Source organism: Pseudonocardia adelaidensis (assembly GCF_039543345.1).
Taxonomy (GTDB): Bacteria; Actinomycetota; Actinomycetes; order Mycobacteriales; family Pseudonocardiaceae; genus Pseudonocardia; species Pseudonocardia adelaidensis.
The window spans coordinates 49,549-68,518 of record NZ_BAABJO010000021.1 but is presented as its reverse complement, the minus strand read 5'-3'; the positions used below and the strand labels follow the sequence as shown (position 1 = coordinate 68,518).

Genomic DNA, 18,970 nt, shown 5'->3' with positions numbered 1-18,970 from the left:
CCGCCCCAGCTCCGCGCCAGCGTCGGCACAGCCCCACCGGAAAGGTTCAGGAGGCGTCGGTGGCGGGTGTCGAGGTGAAGGTCGAAGGGCTGTCGAAGTCCTTCGGTCGCGCCAACATCTGGTCCGACGTCACGCTCACCCTGCCGCCCGGTGAGGTGTCGGTGCTGCTGGGCCCGTCGGGCACCGGCAAGTCGGTGTTCCTGAAGACGCTGATCGGCCTGTTGAAGCCGGAGCGGGGCTCGATCGTCATCCACGACACCGACCTGGTGCGCTGCTCGGAGTCACGGCTGTACGAGCTGCGCAAGCTGTTCGGCGTGCTGTTCCAGGACGGCGCGCTGTTCGGCTCCATGAACCTCTACGACAACATCGCGTTCCCCCTGCGCGAGCACACGAAGAAGTCCGAGTCGGAGATCCGGGACATCGTCGAGGAGAAGATGGCGATGGTCGGGCTCACCGGCGACGAGGACAAGCTGCCGGGCGAGATCTCCGGCGGCATGCGCAAGCGGGCGGGGCTGGCGCGGGCGCTGGTGCTCGATCCCGAGATCATCCTGTTCGACGAGCCGGACTCGGGGCTCGACCCCGTGCGCACCGCCTACCTCAACCAGCTGATCATCGATCTGAACGCGCAGACCGACGCCACGTTCCTGATCGTCACGCACGACATCAACACGGCGCAGACGGTGCCGGACAACATCGGGATGCTCTACCGCAAGCACCTGGCGATGTTCGGGCCGCGCGAGGTCCTGCTGACCTCGGAGGAGCCGGTGGTCGCGCAGTTCCTCAACGGGCGCCGCGAGGGCCCGATCGGCATGTCGGAGGAGAAGGACACCGCGCAGGCGGCCCGCGAGATGGAGGAGGCGGGCGAGCTGCAGGGCCTGCCCCCGCTCAAGCCGCAGCTGCAGCCGAGCACCGGTGTGGGGGAGCGGCACGCCGTCGGCCGCCGGCGCGAGCGGGTGCTGCAGATGCTGCACACGCTCCCGCCCGCCGCGCAGCAGGCCATCCGCGACAGCTACGCCGACGACCCCCTCTCGGCGGACCCGCCCACCGGCCCGATCGCCGCGCAACCCCTGCCGCGGCCGCGGTTCGCGGCGCGCGGCCTCGAACGCGACGAGCCCACCGAGGTGATCGGCGGCATCGATCCCGGCTACGACGATCCCTCGGCCCGTGATCAGGGACGGCGCTGAGGTAGGCCGATGACCTCCCCCGCCCCGATCACCCGTGCCCTCACGCCGGTCGGCCGGCTCTTCGGCCTCGGTGTCGCCGTGGTGCGCAACGCCTTCCGGCCGCCGTTCCAGCTGGCCGAGTACATCGAGCAGACGTGGTTCGTCACCAAGGTCTCCGCGCTGCCGACGGCCCTGTTCACGATCCCGTTCGGCGCCACGATCGCGCTGCTGCTCGCCGAGCTCACCCGCCAGTTCGGCGCCCAGAGCCAGACCGGTGCCGGCAGCGTGCTCGCGATCGTGCAGCAGGCGGCGCCGATCGTCACGGCACTGCTGATCTCCGGCGCGGGCGGCAGCGCGGTCTGCGCCGACCTGGGTGCGCGCACCATCCGCGAGGAGATCGCGGCCATGGAGGTGCTGGGCATCTCACCGATCCAGCGGCTCGTGGTGCCGCGCGTGCTCGCGATGGCCACCACGGCGGTGGTGCTCAACGGGCTGGCCAGCGTCGTCGGCGTGGCCGGTGGCTACTACTTCAACGTCATCGTCCAGGGCGGCACACCCGGGGCGTACATCGCCAGCTTCTCCGCGGTGGCCCAGGTCTCCGACATCGTCGTGAGCGAGGTCAAGGCGTTCCTGTTCGGCTTCACCGCGGGCGTCGTGGCCGCCTACCGCGGGCTCAACCCGCCGCCGGGCCCCAAGGGTGTCGGTGACGCGGTGAACCAGTCCGTCGTCATCTCGTTCGTGCTGGTGTTCCTGATCAACCTGGTGCTGACGGGCCTGTACCTCGAGCTCGTCCCGCCGAAGGGGTCCTAGAGATGGCGCTGCTGAACGGCCGGGCGCGCCGTGTCGTCAACGGCCCGCTGCACGTGCTCGACGAGCTCGGTGACCAGCTCTCGCTCTACGTGCGCGCCATCGCGTGGACGCCCCGGACGCTGCGGCGCTACCGCGGTGAGATCGGGCGCCTGCTGGCCGAGGTCAGCTTCGGGTCGGGTGCGCTCATCGTCATCCTCGGCACGGCGGGCGTGATGCTGTCGCTGTCGCTGTTCGTCGGCAGCCTCGTGGGCCTGCAGGGTTTCCGGGCGCTCGACTCGCTCGGTGTCGAGGCGCTCACCGGCTTCATCACGGCGTACTTCAACACGCGTGACATCGCGCCGCTCGTGGCGGCCGCTGCGCTCACGGCCACGCTCGGCGCCGGCTTCACCGCACAGCTCGGCGCGATGCGGATCTCGGAGGAGGTCGACGCGCTCGAGGTCATGGCCGTGCCGAGCGTGCCGTTCCTCATCACCACCCGCATGATCGCCGGGGTCGTCGCGATCATCCCGATGTACACGATCGGGCTGCTGGCGAGCTTCGCGGCGTCCCGGCTGAACGTCACGCTGATCAACGACCTGCCCGGCGGCACGTACGACCACTACTTCGACCTGTTCCTGCCGGTCAGCGACGTCCTGTACTCGTACCTCAAGGTCATCGCGTTCGCGATCGTGATCATCCTGATCCACTGCCACTACGGGTACACGGCGAAGGGCGGCCCCGCGGGCGTCGGCATCGCGGTGGGCCGCTCGGTGCGGCTGTCGATCGTCAGCACCGCGATCCTGGACTTCTTCCTCACCCTGGTGCTCTTCGGCACCGAGACCTCGGTGCGGGTGGCGGGATGAAACGTCGCCTGCAGGGGTTGCTGTTCGTCGCCGTGCTGGTGGCGCTCGTCGCGCTGTCGGTCGGCGAGTACGCCGGGGCGTTCGACCGCGGGGTGCCGGTCACGCTGCAGGTCGACCGGGTCGGCACCCAGCTCGCCGAGAAGGCCGACGTCAAGGTGCGTGGGCTGGACGTCGGGAAGGTCACCGCCGTCACCACGAAGGGCGACACGGCCACGGTCGCGATGTCGATCGACCCGGACAAGGTCGACCTGATCCCGGCGAACGTGTCCGCGCAGCTCATCCCCAAGACGCTGTTCGGCGAGCGGTACGTCGCGCTCGTCCTGCCCGACGGTCCGAAGGGGCCGCCGCTCGCGGCGGGCGACGTGATCCCGATGGACCGCAGCGCGTCGGCGCGCGAGCTGGAGCGGGTGCTCGACGGCCTGCTGCCGCTGCTCACCGCCGTGGAGCCGCAGGAGCTGGCCACCACGCTCGGTGCGATGTCGCAGGCGCTGGAGGGCCGCGGCGAGAACCTGGGGCAGACGCTGGTGCGGCTCCAGCAGCTGACGTCCGGCCTGCGCCCGGCGATCCCCGACCTGCAGGCCGACATCACCGAGCTCGCCGACTTCGCCCACAACCTGGACAAGGCCGCCCCCGACCTGCTCGACGCGCTGGAGGACTTCACCGTCACCAGCCGCACGGTGGTGGAGCAGCGCGCCCAGCTGCGCGAGCTCCTGACCAGCGTCACGGGCGCGTCCGACGACCTGCGCGCGTTCCTCGACGCCAACGGCGAGAACATCATCTCGCTCGCCGACTCGGCTCGCCCGACGCTCGCGACCCTCGCCCGCTACGCCCCGGAGTTCCCCTGCCTGTTCAACCAGCTGGCCGGGCTCGTCCCGCGGCTGGACGAGGCGTTCGGCGCCGGCACCGACCACCCCGGGCTCCACGCCACGATCGAGATCGTCGCCAGCCAGGGCAAGTACATCCCGAACCAGGACGAGCCGCGCTACCTCGACGACCGCGGCCCGCGCTGCTACCCGATCCTGACCCCGGGGCCCGACCAGCCGCCGGACGGGCCGTTCAAGGACGGCACCGAGCCGCACGCGAACCCGCCCGCCAGCACCCCGATGGGTAGCGCGGAGGAGTTCGGCGCCGTCCCCGCCTCCTACTCGGGCGCCGACATGGGCGTGCCGAACTCGCCGGGTGAGCGCCAGGTCGTGGGCGAGCTGCTCGCGCTCCAGCAGGGCACCTCGCCCGCCGCGGTCCCGGCGTGGAGCACGATGCTCGTCGGGCCGCTCTACCGCGGGACCGAGGTGAGGGTGACGTGAGTCGCATCCCGGTCGGGCCGCTGGTCAAGTTCCTCTGCCTCGCCGTGGTGGTGGCGCTGTGCACCACCGTGCTCGCACTGACGATCGCCAACTCCTCCGGTGGCGCGCGCACCTCCTACAGCGCGCGCTTCACCGACGCCAACGGCCTGCTGCCCGGCGACGACGTGCGGATCGCGGGCGTGATCGTGGGCACCGTCGACGACGTCCGGATCGTCGACCGGCGGTTCGCGGAGGTCGCGTTCAGCGTGGCGCGGGACCAGCCGCTCCCGGCGTCGGTGGGCGCGTCGATCCTCTACCGGAACCTGATCGGGCAGCGCTACCTCGCGCTGGAGCAGGGCGCGGGGCCCGCGGGCCAGACGCTGCCGGAGGGCGGCACGATCCCGGTCGAGCGCACCCACCCGCCGCTCAACCTCACCGTGCTGTTCAACGGGTTCAAGCCGCTGCTCACGGCGCTCGACCCGGAGCAGGTCAACCAGCTCGCGTTCGAGATCATCCAGGTGCTGCAGGGGCAGGGCGGCACCGTCAAGAGCCTGCTCGCCCACACCGCGTCGCTCACCAACACCCTCGCCGACCGCGACGAGGTGATCGGCCAGCTGATCGACAACCTCAACGCCGTGCTGGACACGGTCAACGCGCGCGACGGGCGGCTGTCCGAGCTCATCAGCTCGCTGCAGGCGCTGGTGTCCGGCCTCTCGGAGGACCGCAAGCCGATCGGCGACGCGATCGGGTCGATCGGCGAGCTCACGAACGTCACCGCGGACCTCCTGAAGGACGCGCGGCCGCCGCTGCGCGCCGACATCGACCACCTCGGCGACCTCGCCGAGAACCTCAACGCGCAGGACGAGCGGCTCGAGCAGACGATCAAGAACCTGCCGCCGAAGCTCAAGAAGGTCATCCGCGCCGGCAGCTACGGCAGCTGGTTCAACTTCTACCTGTGCGGGGCGAGCGGCAAGGTCGGACTCGACCCGTACATCCCGACGTTCGAGATCCCGGTGTTCACCAGCGGCCAGTCGCGCTGCGGCGCCGACCCCGACGGCGAGGACAGCGGGAACACGGACTCGCTCGCCGGGCTGCCCCTGCCCGACCTGCCCCTTCCGGGCGGCGACAGCGGTGTCCCGAAGCTGCCCGTGCCCGATCTGCCGCTGCTGTCCGACCTGTCGCTCGGGGGCAACTGATGCCGGGCACGCGCAGCCCCGTGGCGACGGCGATCATCGGCCTGCTGGTGGTCGTGCTCGTCGTGGTGATCGCGTTCAACGGGCCGGCGATCTTCGGGGGCGGCACCACGTACCGGGCCGAGTTCCGCGAGGCCGCCGGGCTCACGGCGGGGGACAAGGTCACCGTGGCCGGCGTGGAGGCGGGCCGGGTCCAGGACGTCGAGCTCGACGGCGACCACGTGCTGGTCACCTTCCGGGTGACCGATGCATGGGTGGGCGACCGCACGTCGGCGTCGATCCAGATCCGCACCCTGCTCGGCGCCAAGTACCTCGCCCTCGACCCGCAGGGCGACGAGGACCTCGACGCCGACGGGACCATCCCGCTCGCGCGCACCTCGTCCCCGTTCGACGTGGTGGACGCGTTCAACGGCCTGTCCGGCACGCTCGACCAGATCGACACCGGGCAGCTCGCGCAGAGCCTGAACACCCTCTCCGACACCTTCAAGGACACCCCGCCGGAGATCCGCGGCGCGCTCGACGGGCTCTCGCGGCTGTCCACCACGATCGCGAGCCGCGACGAGGAGATCCGCAAGCTGCTGGCGGGCACCCACGAGCTCGCGGGCGTGCTGGCCGACCGCAACGCCGACGTGGAGAAGCTGCTGAAGGACGGCAACCTGCTGCTCGACGAGCTCCAGCGCCGCCACGACGCGATCAGCCGGCTCCTCGACGGCACGATAGCGCTCTCCGAGCAGCTGCGCGGGCTCGTCGCCGACAACAAGGACCAGCTGAAGCCCACGCTGGAGCAGCTCGACCGGGTGGCCGCGCTGCTGCAGCGCAACCGGGACTCCCTCGGCGCGGGCATCCGCGACCTCGCCGTGTTCGTGCGGCTCTTCGCGAACGCCACCGGCAACGGCGAGTGGTTCGACAACTACATCTGCGCGCTGCTCCCGCCCTCGGTGGGCCCGATCAACTCCAAGGGTTGCTGATGGCACTCACCGCGACGGACCGCAGACAGCTGCAGTTCACCGTGCTCGTGGCCGTGATCGCCGTGCTCGTGGCGAGCGGCCTCTACCTCGTGCTGCAGCACCCGTCCCGGATGATCACCGCCTACTTCACGTCGGCCACCGGCGTGTTCGAGGACAACTCGGTCCGGGTGCTCGGTGTGACGGTCGGCGACATCGTCAGCATCGTCCCGGAAGGCACCCGGGTGCGCGTGGAGATGCGCATCGACGACCCCGACCTCAAGCTGCCCGCCGACGCGAAGGCCGTCGTCGTCTCGCCGAGCCTGGTCACCGGGCGCTACATCCAGCTCGCGCCCACCTGGTCCGGCGGCCCCGAGCTGCAGGACGGTGCAGTGATCCCGCTCGATCGCACCGCGGTACCGCTCGGCGTCGACGACCTCGCCCGCACCGCCACCCAGCTCGCCGACGCGCTGGGCCCGAACGGCATCAACTCGCAGGGCGCGCTGTCGAACGCCCTCGACGTCGGGGCCGCGAACCTCGACGGCAACGGGCGGGCGGTGAACGACACCATCCGCAACCTCGGGGAGCTGTCGGGCACCCTCGCCGACTCCCGCGAGGACCTCTTCGGCACGGTGAAGGAGCTCCAGTCCTTCACGTCCATGCTCGCCGCGAACGACGGCGAGGTGCGCGAGTTCAACGAGCGGCTCGCGGACGTGGCCGGGTTCCTCGCCGACGAGCGCGGCGACCTGGCCACCGCGGTGCGGGAGCTGTCCATCGCGCTCGGCGAGGTGGCCGACTTCGTCCGCGACAACCGGGACCTCGTGAAGTCGAACGTCGACCGGCTGAACGATGTCACCGAGGTGGTCGTCGACCAGCGCAAGGCCCTCGCCGAGGTCCTCGACGTCGCGCCGGACGCGCTCGGGAACCTCTCGCTCGCCTACAACGGCGCGTCCGGCACCCTCGACGCCCGCGCGGACATCAACGAGCTCACGATGCCGGTACCGGCGCTGGTCTGCGAGCTGCTGAAGCGGAGCGGGCCGATCCCGCCCGAGCTCACCGAGCCCTGCGGGAAACTCGCCCCCGTCCTCGACGGCCTCGTCCCGCTGCCCACCGCGGCCGACGTGATCACGGCGCTGCAGAGCGGGAAGCCGCCGCCCGTGCCGGGCCTCGCGCTGCCGACCGTGCCGGCGGATCCCGAGGCCCGGGGCCCGCAGCCGGCGCTGCCGCTGCCCGGCCTCCCGGGGGCGCCTGCGGGGCGGCCGGAGGGGGAGCGGACCGAGTCCACCGACAAGGCCGAGCCGTCGCCGACCGGCACGGCGGAGCGCCGCGAAGAGGACTCGGAGAAGTCCGAGAAGAACGAGGGCGAAGAGGAGCGCGAGTCCGACGAACGGCCCGGCGGACTATCCGGACTGTTCGGGGGTGGCCGGTGATCCGCCGCAGGCTCGCCGCCGTCGCGACCGCCGCCGTCGTGCTGCTCACGAGCGGGTGCGGCGTGCTGTCGGGCGGCCTGCGCGGCGTCGACCTGCCGGGCGGTGCCGATCTCGGCGACCACCCGTATCAGCTGACGATCGAGTTCACCGACGTCGTCGACCTCGTGCCGCAGTCGCTGGTGAAGGTGGCGGACGTCCCGGTCGGGACCGTCAGCGACATCAGGGTGGGCCCCGACTGGACGGCGGAGGTCACCGTGCTCGTCAACGGTGACGTCGCGCTGCCGCCCGATGCGCAGGCCAGGGTGCGCACCACGAGCCTGCTGGGCGAGAAGTTCGTCGAGCTGCTGGCGCCGCAGAACGCCGCGGCAGGCCGGATCGCCGACGGCGCCACCATCCCGCTGCTGCGCACGAGCCGGGCCGCCGAGGTCGAGGAGGTGCTCGGCGCGCTGTCGCTGCTGCTCAACGGCGGCGGCATCGCCCAGATCCGGACGATCGCCAACGAGCTCAACAAGGCGCTGTCGGGCAACGAGCCGGAGATCCGCGCGCTGCTCGACGACCTCGACACCCTCGTCGGGGCCCTCGACAGCCACAAGTCCGAGATCACCCGCGCCATCGACGAGATCAACCGCCTCGCCGGCACCCTGCGCGACCGCAAGGGGCAGATCGAGACGGCGCTCGACGACCTGTCGCCCGGCCTGCGTGAGCTGGAGGACCAGCGCGGCAAGCTCGTCGACATGCTGCAGGCGCTCGACCGGCTCTCCGGCGTCGCCACCGACGTGGTCAATCGCAGCCACGACGACGTGGTGGCCGACCTCGAGCTGCTGAAGCCGGTGCTCGCGAAGCTCGTGGAGTCCGGGCCGGACCTGGTGAACTCGCTGAGCCTGCTGCCCACGTTCCCGTTCAGCGACGGCACGATGGACGCGTTCGCGGGCGACTACTCCAACCTGTACGCCAAGATCGACCTCGATCTGAGCACCCTCCTCGAGAACCTCGCGCGCTCGGGCGAGCCGTTCCCCGGTCCCGACGGGCCGCTGGGGAAGCTGCCGCCGACGTCGCAGCTGCTCGGTCCGCTGCTCGGCCCGGAGAGCCCGTCGCTGCCGGACTTCCCGCTGCTCGGCCAGGGTGACCTGCTGCCGTTGCCCGGCGAGGTCGAACCGACCCCGACGTCCGGCTCACCGGAGCCGCCGGACGAGGACGCCGAGCCCACCCGCGAGGGCGGGCTGCTGGGCGGCCTGCTCGGAGGTGGCCGTTGATCACCAAGCTCATCCGGCTCCAGCTGGTGGCGTTCCTGCTGATCACCGTGGCCGGGGTCGGTTACGCCGGGTTCCGCTACGCGGGCTTCGGCGACCTGTTCGGGGCCACGACCTACCCCGTGCGCGTCGAGCTCGCGCGGTCCGGCGGGATCTTCACCGGGGCCGACGTCACCTACCGCGGGGTGAGCGTCGGCCGGGTCGGCCCGTTGACGATCACCCCGGACGGGGTCGAGGCCCAGCTCGACATCCAGCGCGACGCGCCCGCGATCCCCGCCGACGTCGACGCGGCCGTCCACAACCTCTCCGCGATCGGCGAGCAGTACGTCGACCTGCTCCCGGCGAGCGACGGCGGTCCGTACCTCGAGGGCGGCTCGGTGATCCCGGCGGCGCGCACGAGCACCCCGGTGCCCGTCGAGCAGCTCGTGGTGAGCCTCGACGACTTCGTCCGATCGGTGCCGCTCGACTCGCTGCGCACCGTCGTCGACGAGCTCGGCGCCGCCTTCTCCGACACCGCGCTGCCGCTGCAGAAGCTGCTCGACACCACCAACGCGTTCACCGAGGACGCCGTCGACGCGCTGCCGGAGACGGTGACCCTGATCGAGGACGGCCGCACCGTGCTCACCACGCAGAACGACGTCGCCGGGTCCTTCCAGAGCTTCAGCGAGGACCTGGCGCTGCTCGCCGACCAGCTGGCCGAGTCCGATCCGGACCTGCGCAGGCTCCTGGAGACGGGCCCCGAGGCGTCCACCCAGATCAGGGGCCTGCTGCGGGACAGCGGCAGCGGGCTCGGCGATCTCATCGCCGACCTGCTGACGATCTCCCGCGTGGCCGAGCCGCGCCAGGCCGCGCTCCGGCAGATCCTCGTCACCTACCCGGGCGTCACGACGACCACCTACACGGTCGTTCCCGGCGACGGCACCGCGCACCTCGGCCTCGTGCTCAGCAACCTCTTCGACCCGCCGCCCTGCACGCGGGGGTACGAGGGCACGAACCGGCGCCCCGGCAGCGACGTGTCGGAGGCGCCGATCAACCGCAAGGCATACTGTGCCGAACCGCACGGCAGCCCGATCGACGTGCGCGGCGCGCAGAACGTTCCCCACGCCAAGACCCCGATGCCGCCCGCAGACGCGCCGTCGGGCCCCCCGAGAGGTGGCCTCCCCGCAGGCTCCGCCCCCGTCATCCCCGACCGGGTGGGGTCGCTCCCCCCGCTCAGCTCCCTCGCCCAGATCCTCAGTTGACCCCGATTCGCACACAGGACATCCCGCGCCGACCCGACCCCGACGGAGAGCCGCATGACCGTCCTCGAGAAGCCCATCGCGCAGGAGGACCCGCCGCCCCGGCGCCGGTTCGAGATCACCCCCGTCCGCGCGGTCGCCGCCCTGGTGGCGCTCGCCGCGCTCGCCGCCCTCTTCTTCGGCGGGCGGTGGGCGCTCGACCTGGGCGACGACGGCCTGGCGCTCGCGGCCGAACGCGAGGCCGTGCTGGTGGACGCGAAGCAGGCCGCGATCAACCTCAACACCCTCGACCACCGCAACGTCGCACCCGGCCTCGACCTGTGGGAGCAGACCTCCACCGGCACGCTGCTCGACGAGTTCCGCGCGAACCGGGCCGAGTACGAGCAGGTCGTCACGAAGGCCAAGCGGGTCACCGTCGCCACCGTTCCCGACGCCGCCGTCGCCGAGCTGGACGTGCGCGCCGGCACCGCCCGCGTGCTGGTGGCGGTCGACGTCGAGGTCACCCCGGAGGGCCAAGCCCCCGTCGTCACCCGTCAGCGGCTCGAGCTCGAGATGACCCGCACCGACCAGGGCTGGAAGGCGAGCCGGGTGGCCCCGGTCCGCACGCCGAGCTGACAGGAGCACCCCGAATGCCCCCTCGTCCCCGCTCCCCGCGTCCCCGCCCGACCCCGTCCCGCCGCCCCCGGGTGGCGGGCATGGCGCCCACCGTGCCCCGCCCGTCCGAGCACGCCGAGGAGGCCGCGGAGACCAGGGCGGCCACGCCGGCGCCCGAGCACCCCGCGGAGGCCCCGCCGGCCGGCAAGGGCAAGCCGAAGCGGCCGCGCCCGAAGGCCGACCCCGGCGTCGACGGGACCGAGCGCCTGCCGGTCGTCGACGACGAGAAGCCGGCGAAGCCGGCGGGCCGGGCGCGCAAGAAGCCGGCTCGGTCGACCGTGGAACCCGCCGATCCCGAGGTCGACGGGACCGAGCGCCTGCCGGTCGTCGACGACGAGAAGCCGGTGGAGCCCGCGAGCACGCGCAAGAAGCGGGCGCCCCGACGCGCCGAGGCCGCCACCGAGGCCGCGGACGACGGTGTGGACAACGACACCGGCGCGGCTCCGGAGGCCGGTCGCGGCGCCCGGATGGTCGCGCTGGTGCGCCGCCGGGCGGTCCCGCTGCTCGCGGTGGCGGCGGTCCTGCTCGCCGGCGTCGCCGTGTTCGCGGGCATCCAGGACGCGCGGCTGCGCGGCACCCCGGCGGCCCAGAACACCGCGCTGGTGGACGTCGGGACCACCGCCGAGGTGGCCGGGCAGCTGTCCGACGCGGTCGAGACCGTGTACTCGTTCGACTTCACCCGGCTCGACGAGAACGAGAACGCCGCTCGGAACGTGATCACGCCGGAGTTCGCGGCCGAGTTCGACCGACTGTTCGGCGAGGTCAGGGCGCGCGCTCCGGAGCAGCAGGCGGTGGTGTCGGCCACGGTCACCCACACGGCGGTCAAGGAGATCACCGGCGACCGCGCCGTCGTGGTGGCGTTCGTCGACCAGCAGGCCACCCGCGCCGCCCCGGACGCGCAGTCCCAGCAGCTGGCCGCCGCCGGCAGGCTCACGGTGACGGGCGAGCGCGTGGACGGCCGCTGGAAGATCGCCGCCGTCACGCCCCTCTGACCGACCCGACGGGCCGCGGACGTCCCCGATCCGCGGTGCCGTATCCTGGACGACGGTTCCACCGAAGACCGCAGGTCTGTGCCCTTCACGGGGCACACGAAGGCCCCGCATCCGCGGGCGGCCCGCGCAGGAGGACGAGGTCATCGCGGGGTGCGCCGTCGCGCGCATCCCTGCCACGCCCCGTGCGCTCCTGCGCCGGGGCGTTCGTCGTTTCCGAGGTCGTCGGCGGATGCGAACCGCAGGAATCCACACCGACCACGACGAGAGGAGGCGAGGATGGCCCGACCCGACAAGGTCGCGGCGGTCGAGGAGATCGCCGAGAAGTTCCGGGGCGCGTCCGCCTCGGTGGTCACCGAGTACCGCGGCCTGACGATGTCGCAGCTCACCACGCTGCGCCGGTCGCTCGGCGACGGTGCGACGTACCGCATCGCCAAGAACACGCTGGTCAGGCGCGCTGCCGAGGACGCGGGCGTCAACGGCCTCGAGGATCTGCTCGTCGGCCCCACGGCGATCACGTTCATCACCGGTGAGCCCGTCGACGCCGCCAAGGCGCTGCGCGAGTTCGCCCGGGCCAACCAGGGCCTGGTGATCAAGGGTGGCTTCATGGACGGTCGCGCGCTGACCGTCGCCGAGGTCAACCAGCTCGCCGACCTGGAGTCCCGCGAGGTCCTGCTGTCCAAGCTGGCCGGCGCGATGAAGGGCACCATGGCGAAGGCCGCGGGCCTGTTCGCCGCCCCTGCCTCGCAGGTGGCCCGCCTGGCACAGGCGCTGGCCGACAAGCGTGCCGAGGAGGAGGGCGGCGGCGCCGCCCCCACCACCGAGGCCTGACCCCCACCCCCAGCTCAGCAACACCCAGAGAGGCACCACCATGGCGAAGCTGTCCACCGACGAGCTGCTCGAGGCCTTCAAGGACCTCACCCTCATCGAGCTCTCGGAGTTCGTGAAGAAGTTCGAGGAGACCTTCGACGTCACCGCGGCCGCCCCGGTCGCCGTCGCGGCCGCCGGCCCGGCTGCCGCGGGCGCCCCGGCCGAGGCCGCCGAGGAGAAGGACGAGTTCAACGTCGTCCTCGAGGCAGCCGGTGACAAGAAGATCCAGGTCATCAAGGTCGTCCGCGAGCTCGTCTCGGGCCTGGGCCTGAAGGAGGCCAAGGACCTCGTCGAGAGCGCCCCGAAGCCGATCCTCGAGGGCGTGGCCAAGGACGCGGCCGACGCCGCGAAGACCAAGCTCGAGGAGGCCGGCGCCAAGGTCAGCCTGAGCTGACCTCGCGCTCCGCGCACCGCACGAACGGCACTTCCATCCGACAGGTTCGGACGGAAGTGCCGTTCGTGTGTCCGGGGTGTTCAGCCCCGGGCGCGCAGCTCCCGCCGGAGCAGCTTGCCGGTGACCGTCTTCGGGATCTCGTCCATGAACTCCACCTGCCGCGGGTACTTGTAGGCCGCCATCCGCTCCCGGCAGAACGCGATCAGCTCGGCCTCGTCCGCGCTGCGGCCCGGCCGGAGGCTGACGTAGGCCTTCACAGTCTCGCCGCGGTACTCGTCGGGCACGCCCACCACCGCGGCCTCGCGCACGGCCTCGTGCTCGTAGAGCACGTCCTCCACCTCGCGCGGCCACACCTTGTAGCCACCGGCGTTGATCTGGTCCTTCTTCCGGTCGACGATGTAGAACCAGCCCTCGGCGTCCATGTAGCCCACGTCGCCGGTGTGCAGCGCCCCGCCCGGGATGGCCCGCTCGGTCTCCTCGGGCTTGTTCCAGTAGCCGGACACGACCTGGGGGCCGCTCGTCACGATCTCGCCGATCTCGCCGGGCGGGAGCTCCTCGCCCTCGTCGCCGAGGATGCGCACGACGGTGTTGTAGATCGGCACGCCGACCGACAACGCCCCCGACGCGTCGTCGACCGGCGCCTCGGCCCCGGCGGGCACGCCGTGCGACGGCGACGTGGTCTCGGTGAGCCCGTAGATGTTGTGGATGTACTGCCCGAACGCCGCGGAGAACGCCTTCACCGTCGACGGCGGGATCGGCGCCCCGCCCGACCAGATCTTCTCCAGGGACGCCAGTGCGTCGCGCTCGGCGTTCGGCGCGTTCATCAGCGCGATGAACACCGTGATGGACCCGACGGTGAAGGTGGGGCGCTCCTCGCGGATCACGTCGATCGCGAGCGAGGGCTCGAACCGGTGGAACAGCACGAGCGGCGCCCCCAGCAGCAGCGCGGTGGTGACGCCCGCGATGAGCCCCGTGATGTGGAAGAGCGGCGCCACCCCGAGCACGACGTCGTCGCCGCCGAGGCTGCACCACTCGCGGTAGGCCTGGCTGTTGAACACCACGTTCCCGTGGGTGTTCATGGCGCCCTTGGGCGGGCCGGTGGTACCCGACGTGTAGGTGAGGCACGCGGTGTCGTCCGGGGTGAACGACACCGGGGGAGGGACCTGGCCGCGGAACCGGGCCGTCAGCTCGACCATGTCGACCGTGCCGGGGACGTCGATGCGTGCCGACCCGCCGAACGCACGCGGGTCGTCCAGGCTCTGGTGGTCCAGCTCGGACGTCGTGACCACCGTCCGCACCCCGGTGCGCCCCACCACCTCGGCCGCGACGTCGCGGTAGAGGCTCTGCAGGCACACCAGCACCCGCGCGTCCGAGTCGGTGAGCAGGAGCTCGAGCTCGCGCTGCCGGTTCATCGGGTTGATCGGCACCGCGATGCCGCCCGCCTTCCACGTGCCGAGGAGCCCGATGACGAACTGCGGCACGTTCTGCAGGTACAGCGCCACCCGGTCGCCCGCCGCGAGGCCGGAGTCGAGGAGGCCGACGGCGAACGCGTCGGACAGCTCGTCCAGCTCGCGCAGCGTGATCCGGCCGTCGAAGTACCGCACGGCGTCGCCGTCCGGGTTGCGCCTCACCGCGGCGCGGAACATCGCCAGCGCGTCGCTGTGCTCCAGCTCGATGTCGTGCGGTTGCCCCGCGTCGTAGCGCGCCAGCCACGGCCGCTCGTCGTACGTCTTCGCTGCGGACACCATCGTCCCTCCCAGCCTCGGCCCGGTGCACGATCGTCAGCCGCCCCGTGAGACGGTGTCAAGGAGCGTCGTGGGCACCGTCCCCGGGGCGAGCCCGCGAACGGAGGTGACGGTGGCGACACGGTCCGGCGACAGGCGGATGACGGGAACGCGCGGCCGCACCCGGCGGATCCGCCCGTTCGGCGGTCCCCTGAACGGGCCGAAGCCGGTCGACGAAAGGCCCCTCAGGCCCAGGAGCTGCGGCTCCCTGCCGCTCGTCCCGCGAAAAGGACCACTTACCGGCGCGTAGAGTCTTGACGGGATGCGCCCGTCAGGTCACTCTTAGGTCTCGATGGTTGTCTCGGCGACCTGTCTCGACAGCGGCTGCATTTGCAGCTAGACTGCCTCTTTGCGCTGCCCTCGTCCAGCTGCGCGCGCGCTCAGAGGAGTCCTCCCGCTCCAGGGTGTCCCTTCCGGGCTCACGTGCGTGCCGGCGATGGCTGCGCCATGACAACAGACGGCGTGCGTCGGATCCCACCATCCGCGAGCCCGCTCGGCCCGGACCTCCCGCCCGGGGCGGACGAGCAGACGGTATCGCGTGGAGCCGGTGCCCGCCAGAACGAGAGCGCAGTTCTCGGAAGGACGCATCTTGGCTTCGTCCCGCGCCACCAGCCCCCTCGCGACCCCCGCGCCCGCTGCCGTCTCGGCCAACCCGAATTTCCCCGGTGCACCCACCCGGGTCACCTTCGCGAAGATCCGTGAGCCGCTCGAGGTGCCCGACCTCCTCGACCTGCAGATCCAGTCCTTCCAGTGGCTGGTCGGCGACGAGGCCTGGTTCCAGCGCCGGATCGACGCCGGGGACGACAACCCGGTCGGAGGGCTCGAGGAGATCCTGCAGGAGATCTCCCCGATCGAGGACTTCTCCGGCTCGATGTCCCTGTCGTTCTCCGACCCTCGCTTCGACGAGGTCAAGGCCTCCGTCGAGGAGTGCCGCGACAAGGACATGACCTACGCCGCCCCGCTGTTCGTCACGGCGGAGTTCACCAACAACACCACCGGCGAGATCAAGAGCCAGACGGTGTTCATGGGTGACTTCCCGGTGATGACGGACAAGGGCACCTTCATCATCAACGGCACCGAGCGCGTCGTCGTCTCGCAGCTCGTGCGGTCGCCCGGCGTCTACTTCGACCACACGATCGACAAGACCACCGAGAAGGACGTCTACTCGGTCAAGATCATCCCGAGCCGGGGTGCGTGGCTGGAGTTCGACGTCGACAAGCGCGACACCGTCGGCGTCCGCATCGACCGCAAGCGCCGCCAGCCCGTCACCGTGCTGCTCAAGGCGCTGGGCTGGACCAGCGAGCAGATCCGGGAGCGTTTCGGGTTCTCCGAGACGATCCTCGCCACGCTCGAGAAGGACCACACCGCGGGCCAGGACGAGGCGCTGCTCGACATCTACCGCAAGCTGCGCCCGGGCGAGCCGCCCACGCGTGAGAGCGCCCAGACGCTGCTCGAGAACCTGTTCTTCAAGGACAAGCGCTACGACCTGGCCAAGGTCGGCCGGTACAAGGCCAACAAGAAGCTCGGCCTGGACATCGACATGCCGGTGGGCACGCTCACCGAAGAGGACATCGCCACCACCATCGAGTACCTCGTCCGGCTGCACGCGGGCGAGACCACGATGACCAGCAGCGCGGGTGTCGAGATCCCGGTCGAGGTCGACGACATCGACCACTTCGGCAACCGGCGCATCCGCACGGTCGGCGAGCTGATCCAGAACCAGGTCCGCGTCGGCCTGTCGCGCATGGAGCGCGTCGTCCGCGAGCGCATGACCACGCAGGACGTCGAGGCCATCACGCCGCAGACCCTGATCAACATCCGCCCGGTCGTGGCGGCGATCAAGGAGTTCTTCGGCACCTCGCAGCTGTCGCAGTTCATGGACCAGCACAACCCCCTCGCCGGGCTGACGCACAAGCGCCGGCTCAACGCGCTGGGCCCGGGCGGGCTGTCCCGGGAGCGGGCCGGCATGGAGGTGCGCGACGTGCACCCCAGCCACTACGGCCGCATGTGCCCGATCGAGACCCCTGAGGGCCCGAACATCGGCCTGATCGGGTCGCTGTCCACGTACGCGCAGGTCAACCCGTTCGGCTTCATCCAGACGCCGTACCGCAAGGTGGAGAACGGCCGGGTCACCGACCAGATCGACTACCTCACCGCCGACGAGGAGGACCGCTTCGTCGTCGCGCAGGCCAACGCCCCGCTCGACGACGACGGCAACTTCCAGGAGGACCGGGTCCTCGTCCGCCGCAAGGGCGGCGAGCTCGACTACATCTCCCCGGACGGCGTCGACTACATCGACGTCTCGCCGCGGCAGATGGTGTCGGTGGCCACCGCGCTGATCCCGTTCCTCGAGCACGACGACGCCAACCGCGCGCTGATGGGCGCCAACATGCAGCGCCAGGCGGTGCCGCTGCTGCGCAGCGAGGCCCCGCTCGTCGGCACGGGCATGGAGCTGCGCGCCGCGGTCGACGCGGGCGACGTGCTGGTGGCCGACAAGGCCGGTGTGGTCGAGGAGCTCTGCGCCGACTACATCACGGTGATGGCCGACGACGGCACGCGCACCACGTACCGGCTCAACAAGTTCCGCCGGTCCAACCAGGGCACGTGCAACAACCAGAAGCCGATCGTCGACGAGGGCGACCGCGTCGAGGCCGGCCAGGTCATCGCCGACGGGCCGTGCACCGAGGACGGCGAGATGGCCCTCGGCAAGAACCTGCTCGTGGCGATCATGCCGTGGGAGGGCCACAACTACGAGGACGCGATCATCCTCTCGCAGCGTCTCGTGCAGGACGACGTGCTCACGTCGATCCACATCGAGGAGCACGAGATCGACGCCCGCGACACCAAGCTGGGCGCCGAGGAGATCACCCGGGACATCCCGAACGTCTCCGAGGAGGTCCTGGCCGACCTCGACGAGCGCGGCATCATCCGCATCGGTGCCGAGGTGCAGCCGGGCGACATCCTGGTCGGCAAGGTCACGCCGAAGGGCGAGACCGAGCTCACCCCGGAGGAGCGCCTGCTGCGCGCGATCTTCGGTGAGAAGGCCCGCGAGGTGCGCGACACCTCGCTCAAGGTGCCGCACGGCGAGAACGGCAAGGTCATCGGCATCCGCGTCTTCTCCCGCGACGACGAGGACGAGCTGGCGCCCGGCGTCAACGAGCTGGTCCGCGTGTACGTGGCGCAGAAGCGCAAGATCCAGGACGGCGACAAGCTCGCCGGCCGCCACGGCAACAAGGGCGTGATCGGCAAGATCCTGCCCGCCGAGGACATGCCGTTCCTCCCGGACGGCACCCCGGTCGACATCATCCTCAACACCCACGGCGTGCCGCGCCGCATGAACATCGGCCAGATCCTGGAGACCCACCTCGGGTGGATCGCCAAGTCGGGCTGGGAGGTCGAGGGCGAGCCGGAGTGGGCGTCGAAGATGCCCGAGGAGCTCTACTCGGTGCCGCCGGGCACGAGGACCGCCACCCCGGTCTTCGACGGCGCGCGCGAGCACGAGATCACCGGGCTGCTCGGCTCCACCCGGCCCAACCGCGACGGGGAGCGCATGGTCGGCCCCGACGGGAAGGCCACGCTGCTCGACGGGCGTTCCGGCGAGCCGTTCCCGTTCCCGGTGGCCGTCGGCTACATGTACATCCTGAAGCTGGCCCACCTGGTGGACGACAAGATCCACGCACGGTCCACCGGCCCGTACTCGATGATCACGCAGCAGCCGCTGGGCGGTAAGGCCCAGTTCGGCGGCCAGCGGTTCGGCGAGATGGAGTGCTGGGCCATGCAGGCGTACGGCGCCGCATACACCCTGCAGGAGCTGCTCACCATCAAGTCCGACGACGTGGTGGGCCGCGTGAAGGTGTACGAGGCCATCGTCAAGGGCGAGAACATCCCCGAGCCGGGCATCCCGGAGTCGTTCAAGGTGCTCCTCAAGGAGCTCCAGTCGCTGTGCCTGAACGTCGAGGTGCTCTCCAGCGACGGTGCGGCGATCGAGATGCGCGACACCGACGACGAGGACCTCGAGCGGGCCGCGGCGAACCTGGGCATCAACCTGTCCAGCCGTCCCGGCTCCGACTCGATGACCGTCGACGACGTCGTCAACTGACCGCCCAGAGCCGAGATACGAACGAAG

General features: G+C 71.3%; 15 protein-coding genes. 14 read left to right on the top strand and 1 reads right to left on the bottom strand.

Annotation, left to right across the window (positions count from 1 at the left end; all coding sequences use genetic code 11):
• Positions 1-59: 59 nt before the first annotated feature.
• The 13 genes from ABEA81_RS25485 (at position 60) to rplL (ending at position 13,060) form a co-directional block, all read left to right on the top strand.
• The gene (locus ABEA81_RS25485; protein ID WP_345607865.1) at positions 60-1,184 is read left to right on the top strand and encodes an ABC transporter ATP-binding protein; all 1,125 of its coding nucleotides are present in this window, start codon (positions 60-62) and stop codon (positions 1,182-1,184) included.
• 9 nt (positions 1,185-1,193) lie between these two features.
• Entirely contained in the window at positions 1,194-1,973 is a 780-nt protein-coding gene (locus ABEA81_RS25480) for an MlaE family ABC transporter permease (protein WP_345607863.1), read from the top strand.
• Positions 1,974-1,975: 2 nt separating this feature from the next.
• Complete coding sequence (locus ABEA81_RS25475; protein WP_345607861.1) at positions 1,976-2,815, top strand: MlaE family ABC transporter permease; 840 nt, start codon at positions 1,976-1,978, stop codon at positions 2,813-2,815.
• The gene (locus tag ABEA81_RS25470) at positions 2,812-4,119 is read left to right on the top strand and encodes an MCE family protein (RefSeq protein ID WP_345607859.1); all 1,308 of its coding nucleotides are present in this window, start codon (positions 2,812-2,814) and stop codon (positions 4,117-4,119) included. Before ABEA81_RS25475 ends, ABEA81_RS25470 begins: the two co-directional genes overlap by 4 nt.
• The gene (locus ABEA81_RS25465) at positions 4,116-5,294 is read left to right on the top strand and encodes an MCE family protein (RefSeq protein ID WP_345607856.1); all 1,179 of its coding nucleotides are present in this window, start codon (positions 4,116-4,118) and stop codon (positions 5,292-5,294) included. Before ABEA81_RS25470 ends, ABEA81_RS25465 begins: the two co-directional genes overlap by 4 nt.
• The gene (locus ABEA81_RS25460; protein ID WP_345607854.1) at positions 5,294-6,259 is read left to right on the top strand and encodes an MCE family protein; all 966 of its coding nucleotides are present in this window, start codon (positions 5,294-5,296) and stop codon (positions 6,257-6,259) included. Before ABEA81_RS25465 ends, ABEA81_RS25460 begins: the two co-directional genes overlap by 1 nt.
• Positions 6,259-7,665: an MCE family protein gene (locus ABEA81_RS25455; protein WP_345607852.1), complete on the top strand. Its 1,407-nt coding sequence runs from the start codon at positions 6,259-6,261 to the stop codon at positions 7,663-7,665. The genes ABEA81_RS25460 and ABEA81_RS25455 overlap by 1 nt, the downstream gene beginning before the upstream one ends.
• Positions 7,662-8,918, top strand: coding sequence for an MCE family protein (locus ABEA81_RS25450; protein ID WP_345607850.1), 1,257 nt, complete (start codon positions 7,662-7,664; stop codon positions 8,916-8,918). The genes ABEA81_RS25455 and ABEA81_RS25450 overlap by 4 nt, the downstream gene beginning before the upstream one ends.
• Positions 8,915-10,156 (top strand): MlaD family protein, encoded by a 1,242-nt coding sequence (locus ABEA81_RS25445; RefSeq protein ID WP_345607848.1) that lies wholly within the window; start codon positions 8,915-8,917, stop codon positions 10,154-10,156. The genes ABEA81_RS25450 and ABEA81_RS25445 overlap by 4 nt, the downstream gene beginning before the upstream one ends.
• 54 nt (positions 10,157-10,210) lie before the next feature.
• Positions 10,211-10,768 (top strand): hypothetical protein, encoded by a 558-nt coding sequence (locus tag ABEA81_RS25440; protein ID WP_345607846.1) that lies wholly within the window; start codon positions 10,211-10,213, stop codon positions 10,766-10,768.
• Positions 10,769-10,848: 80 nt separating this feature from the next.
• The gene (locus tag ABEA81_RS25435; protein ID WP_345607844.1) at positions 10,849-11,799 is read left to right on the top strand and encodes a nuclear transport factor 2 family protein; all 951 of its coding nucleotides are present in this window, start codon (positions 10,849-10,851) and stop codon (positions 11,797-11,799) included.
• A gap of 276 nt (positions 11,800-12,075) precedes the next feature.
• Positions 12,076-12,627: a 50S ribosomal protein L10 gene (rplJ, locus tag ABEA81_RS25430; protein ID WP_345607842.1), complete on the top strand. Its 552-nt coding sequence runs from the start codon at positions 12,076-12,078 to the stop codon at positions 12,625-12,627.
• A gap of 40 nt (positions 12,628-12,667) precedes the next feature.
• Positions 12,668-13,060, top strand: a complete 393-nt coding sequence (rplL, locus tag ABEA81_RS25425; protein ID WP_345607841.1) for a 50S ribosomal protein L7/L12 — start codon at positions 12,668-12,670, stop codon at positions 13,058-13,060.
• 80 nt (positions 13,061-13,140) lie between these two features.
• Here the strand turns inward: rplL and ABEA81_RS25420 are convergent, their stop codons facing one another.
• Positions 13,141-14,808, bottom strand: a complete 1,668-nt coding sequence (locus ABEA81_RS25420; protein ID WP_345607840.1) for a long-chain-fatty-acid--CoA ligase — start codon at positions 14,806-14,808, stop codon at positions 13,141-13,143.
• Between the two features lie 625 nt (positions 14,809-15,433).
• On the opposite strand from ABEA81_RS25420, the gene rpoB reads away from it, so the two are divergent.
• Complete coding sequence (gene rpoB, locus ABEA81_RS25415) at positions 15,434-18,943, top strand: DNA-directed RNA polymerase subunit beta (protein ID WP_345607839.1); 3,510 nt, start codon at positions 15,434-15,436, stop codon at positions 18,941-18,943.
• Positions 18,944-18,970 lie beyond the last annotated feature (27 nt).

Excerpts from the sequence above, each read along its gene's own strand:
- ABEA81_RS25435 (WP_345607844.1), top strand. The coding sequence starts at position 10,849 with ATGGCGCCCACCGTGCCCCGCCCGTCCGAGCACGCCGAGGAGGCCGCG.
- ABEA81_RS25475 (WP_345607861.1), top strand. The coding sequence starts at position 1,976 with ATGGCGCTGCTGAACGGCCGGGCGCGCCGTGTCGTCAACGGCCCGCTG.
- ABEA81_RS25460 (WP_345607854.1), top strand. The coding sequence starts at position 5,294 with ATGCCGGGCACGCGCAGCCCCGTGGCGACGGCGATCATCGGCCTGCTG.
- ABEA81_RS25440 (WP_345607846.1), top strand. The coding sequence starts at position 10,211 with ATGACCGTCCTCGAGAAGCCCATCGCGCAGGAGGACCCGCCGCCCCGG.
- rplJ (WP_345607842.1), top strand. The coding sequence starts at position 12,076 with ATGGCCCGACCCGACAAGGTCGCGGCGGTCGAGGAGATCGCCGAGAAG.
- rplL (WP_345607841.1), top strand. The coding sequence starts at position 12,668 with ATGGCGAAGCTGTCCACCGACGAGCTGCTCGAGGCCTTCAAGGACCTC.
- ABEA81_RS25420 (WP_345607840.1), bottom strand. The coding sequence starts at position 14,808 with ATGGTGTCCGCAGCGAAGACGTACGACGAGCGGCCGTGGCTGGCGCGC.
- ABEA81_RS25470 (WP_345607859.1), top strand. The coding sequence starts at position 2,812 with ATGAAACGTCGCCTGCAGGGGTTGCTGTTCGTCGCCGTGCTGGTGGCG.
- ABEA81_RS25480 (WP_345607863.1), top strand. The coding sequence starts at position 1,194 with ATGACCTCCCCCGCCCCGATCACCCGTGCCCTCACGCCGGTCGGCCGG.
- ABEA81_RS25455 (WP_345607852.1), top strand. The coding sequence starts at position 6,259 with ATGGCACTCACCGCGACGGACCGCAGACAGCTGCAGTTCACCGTGCTC.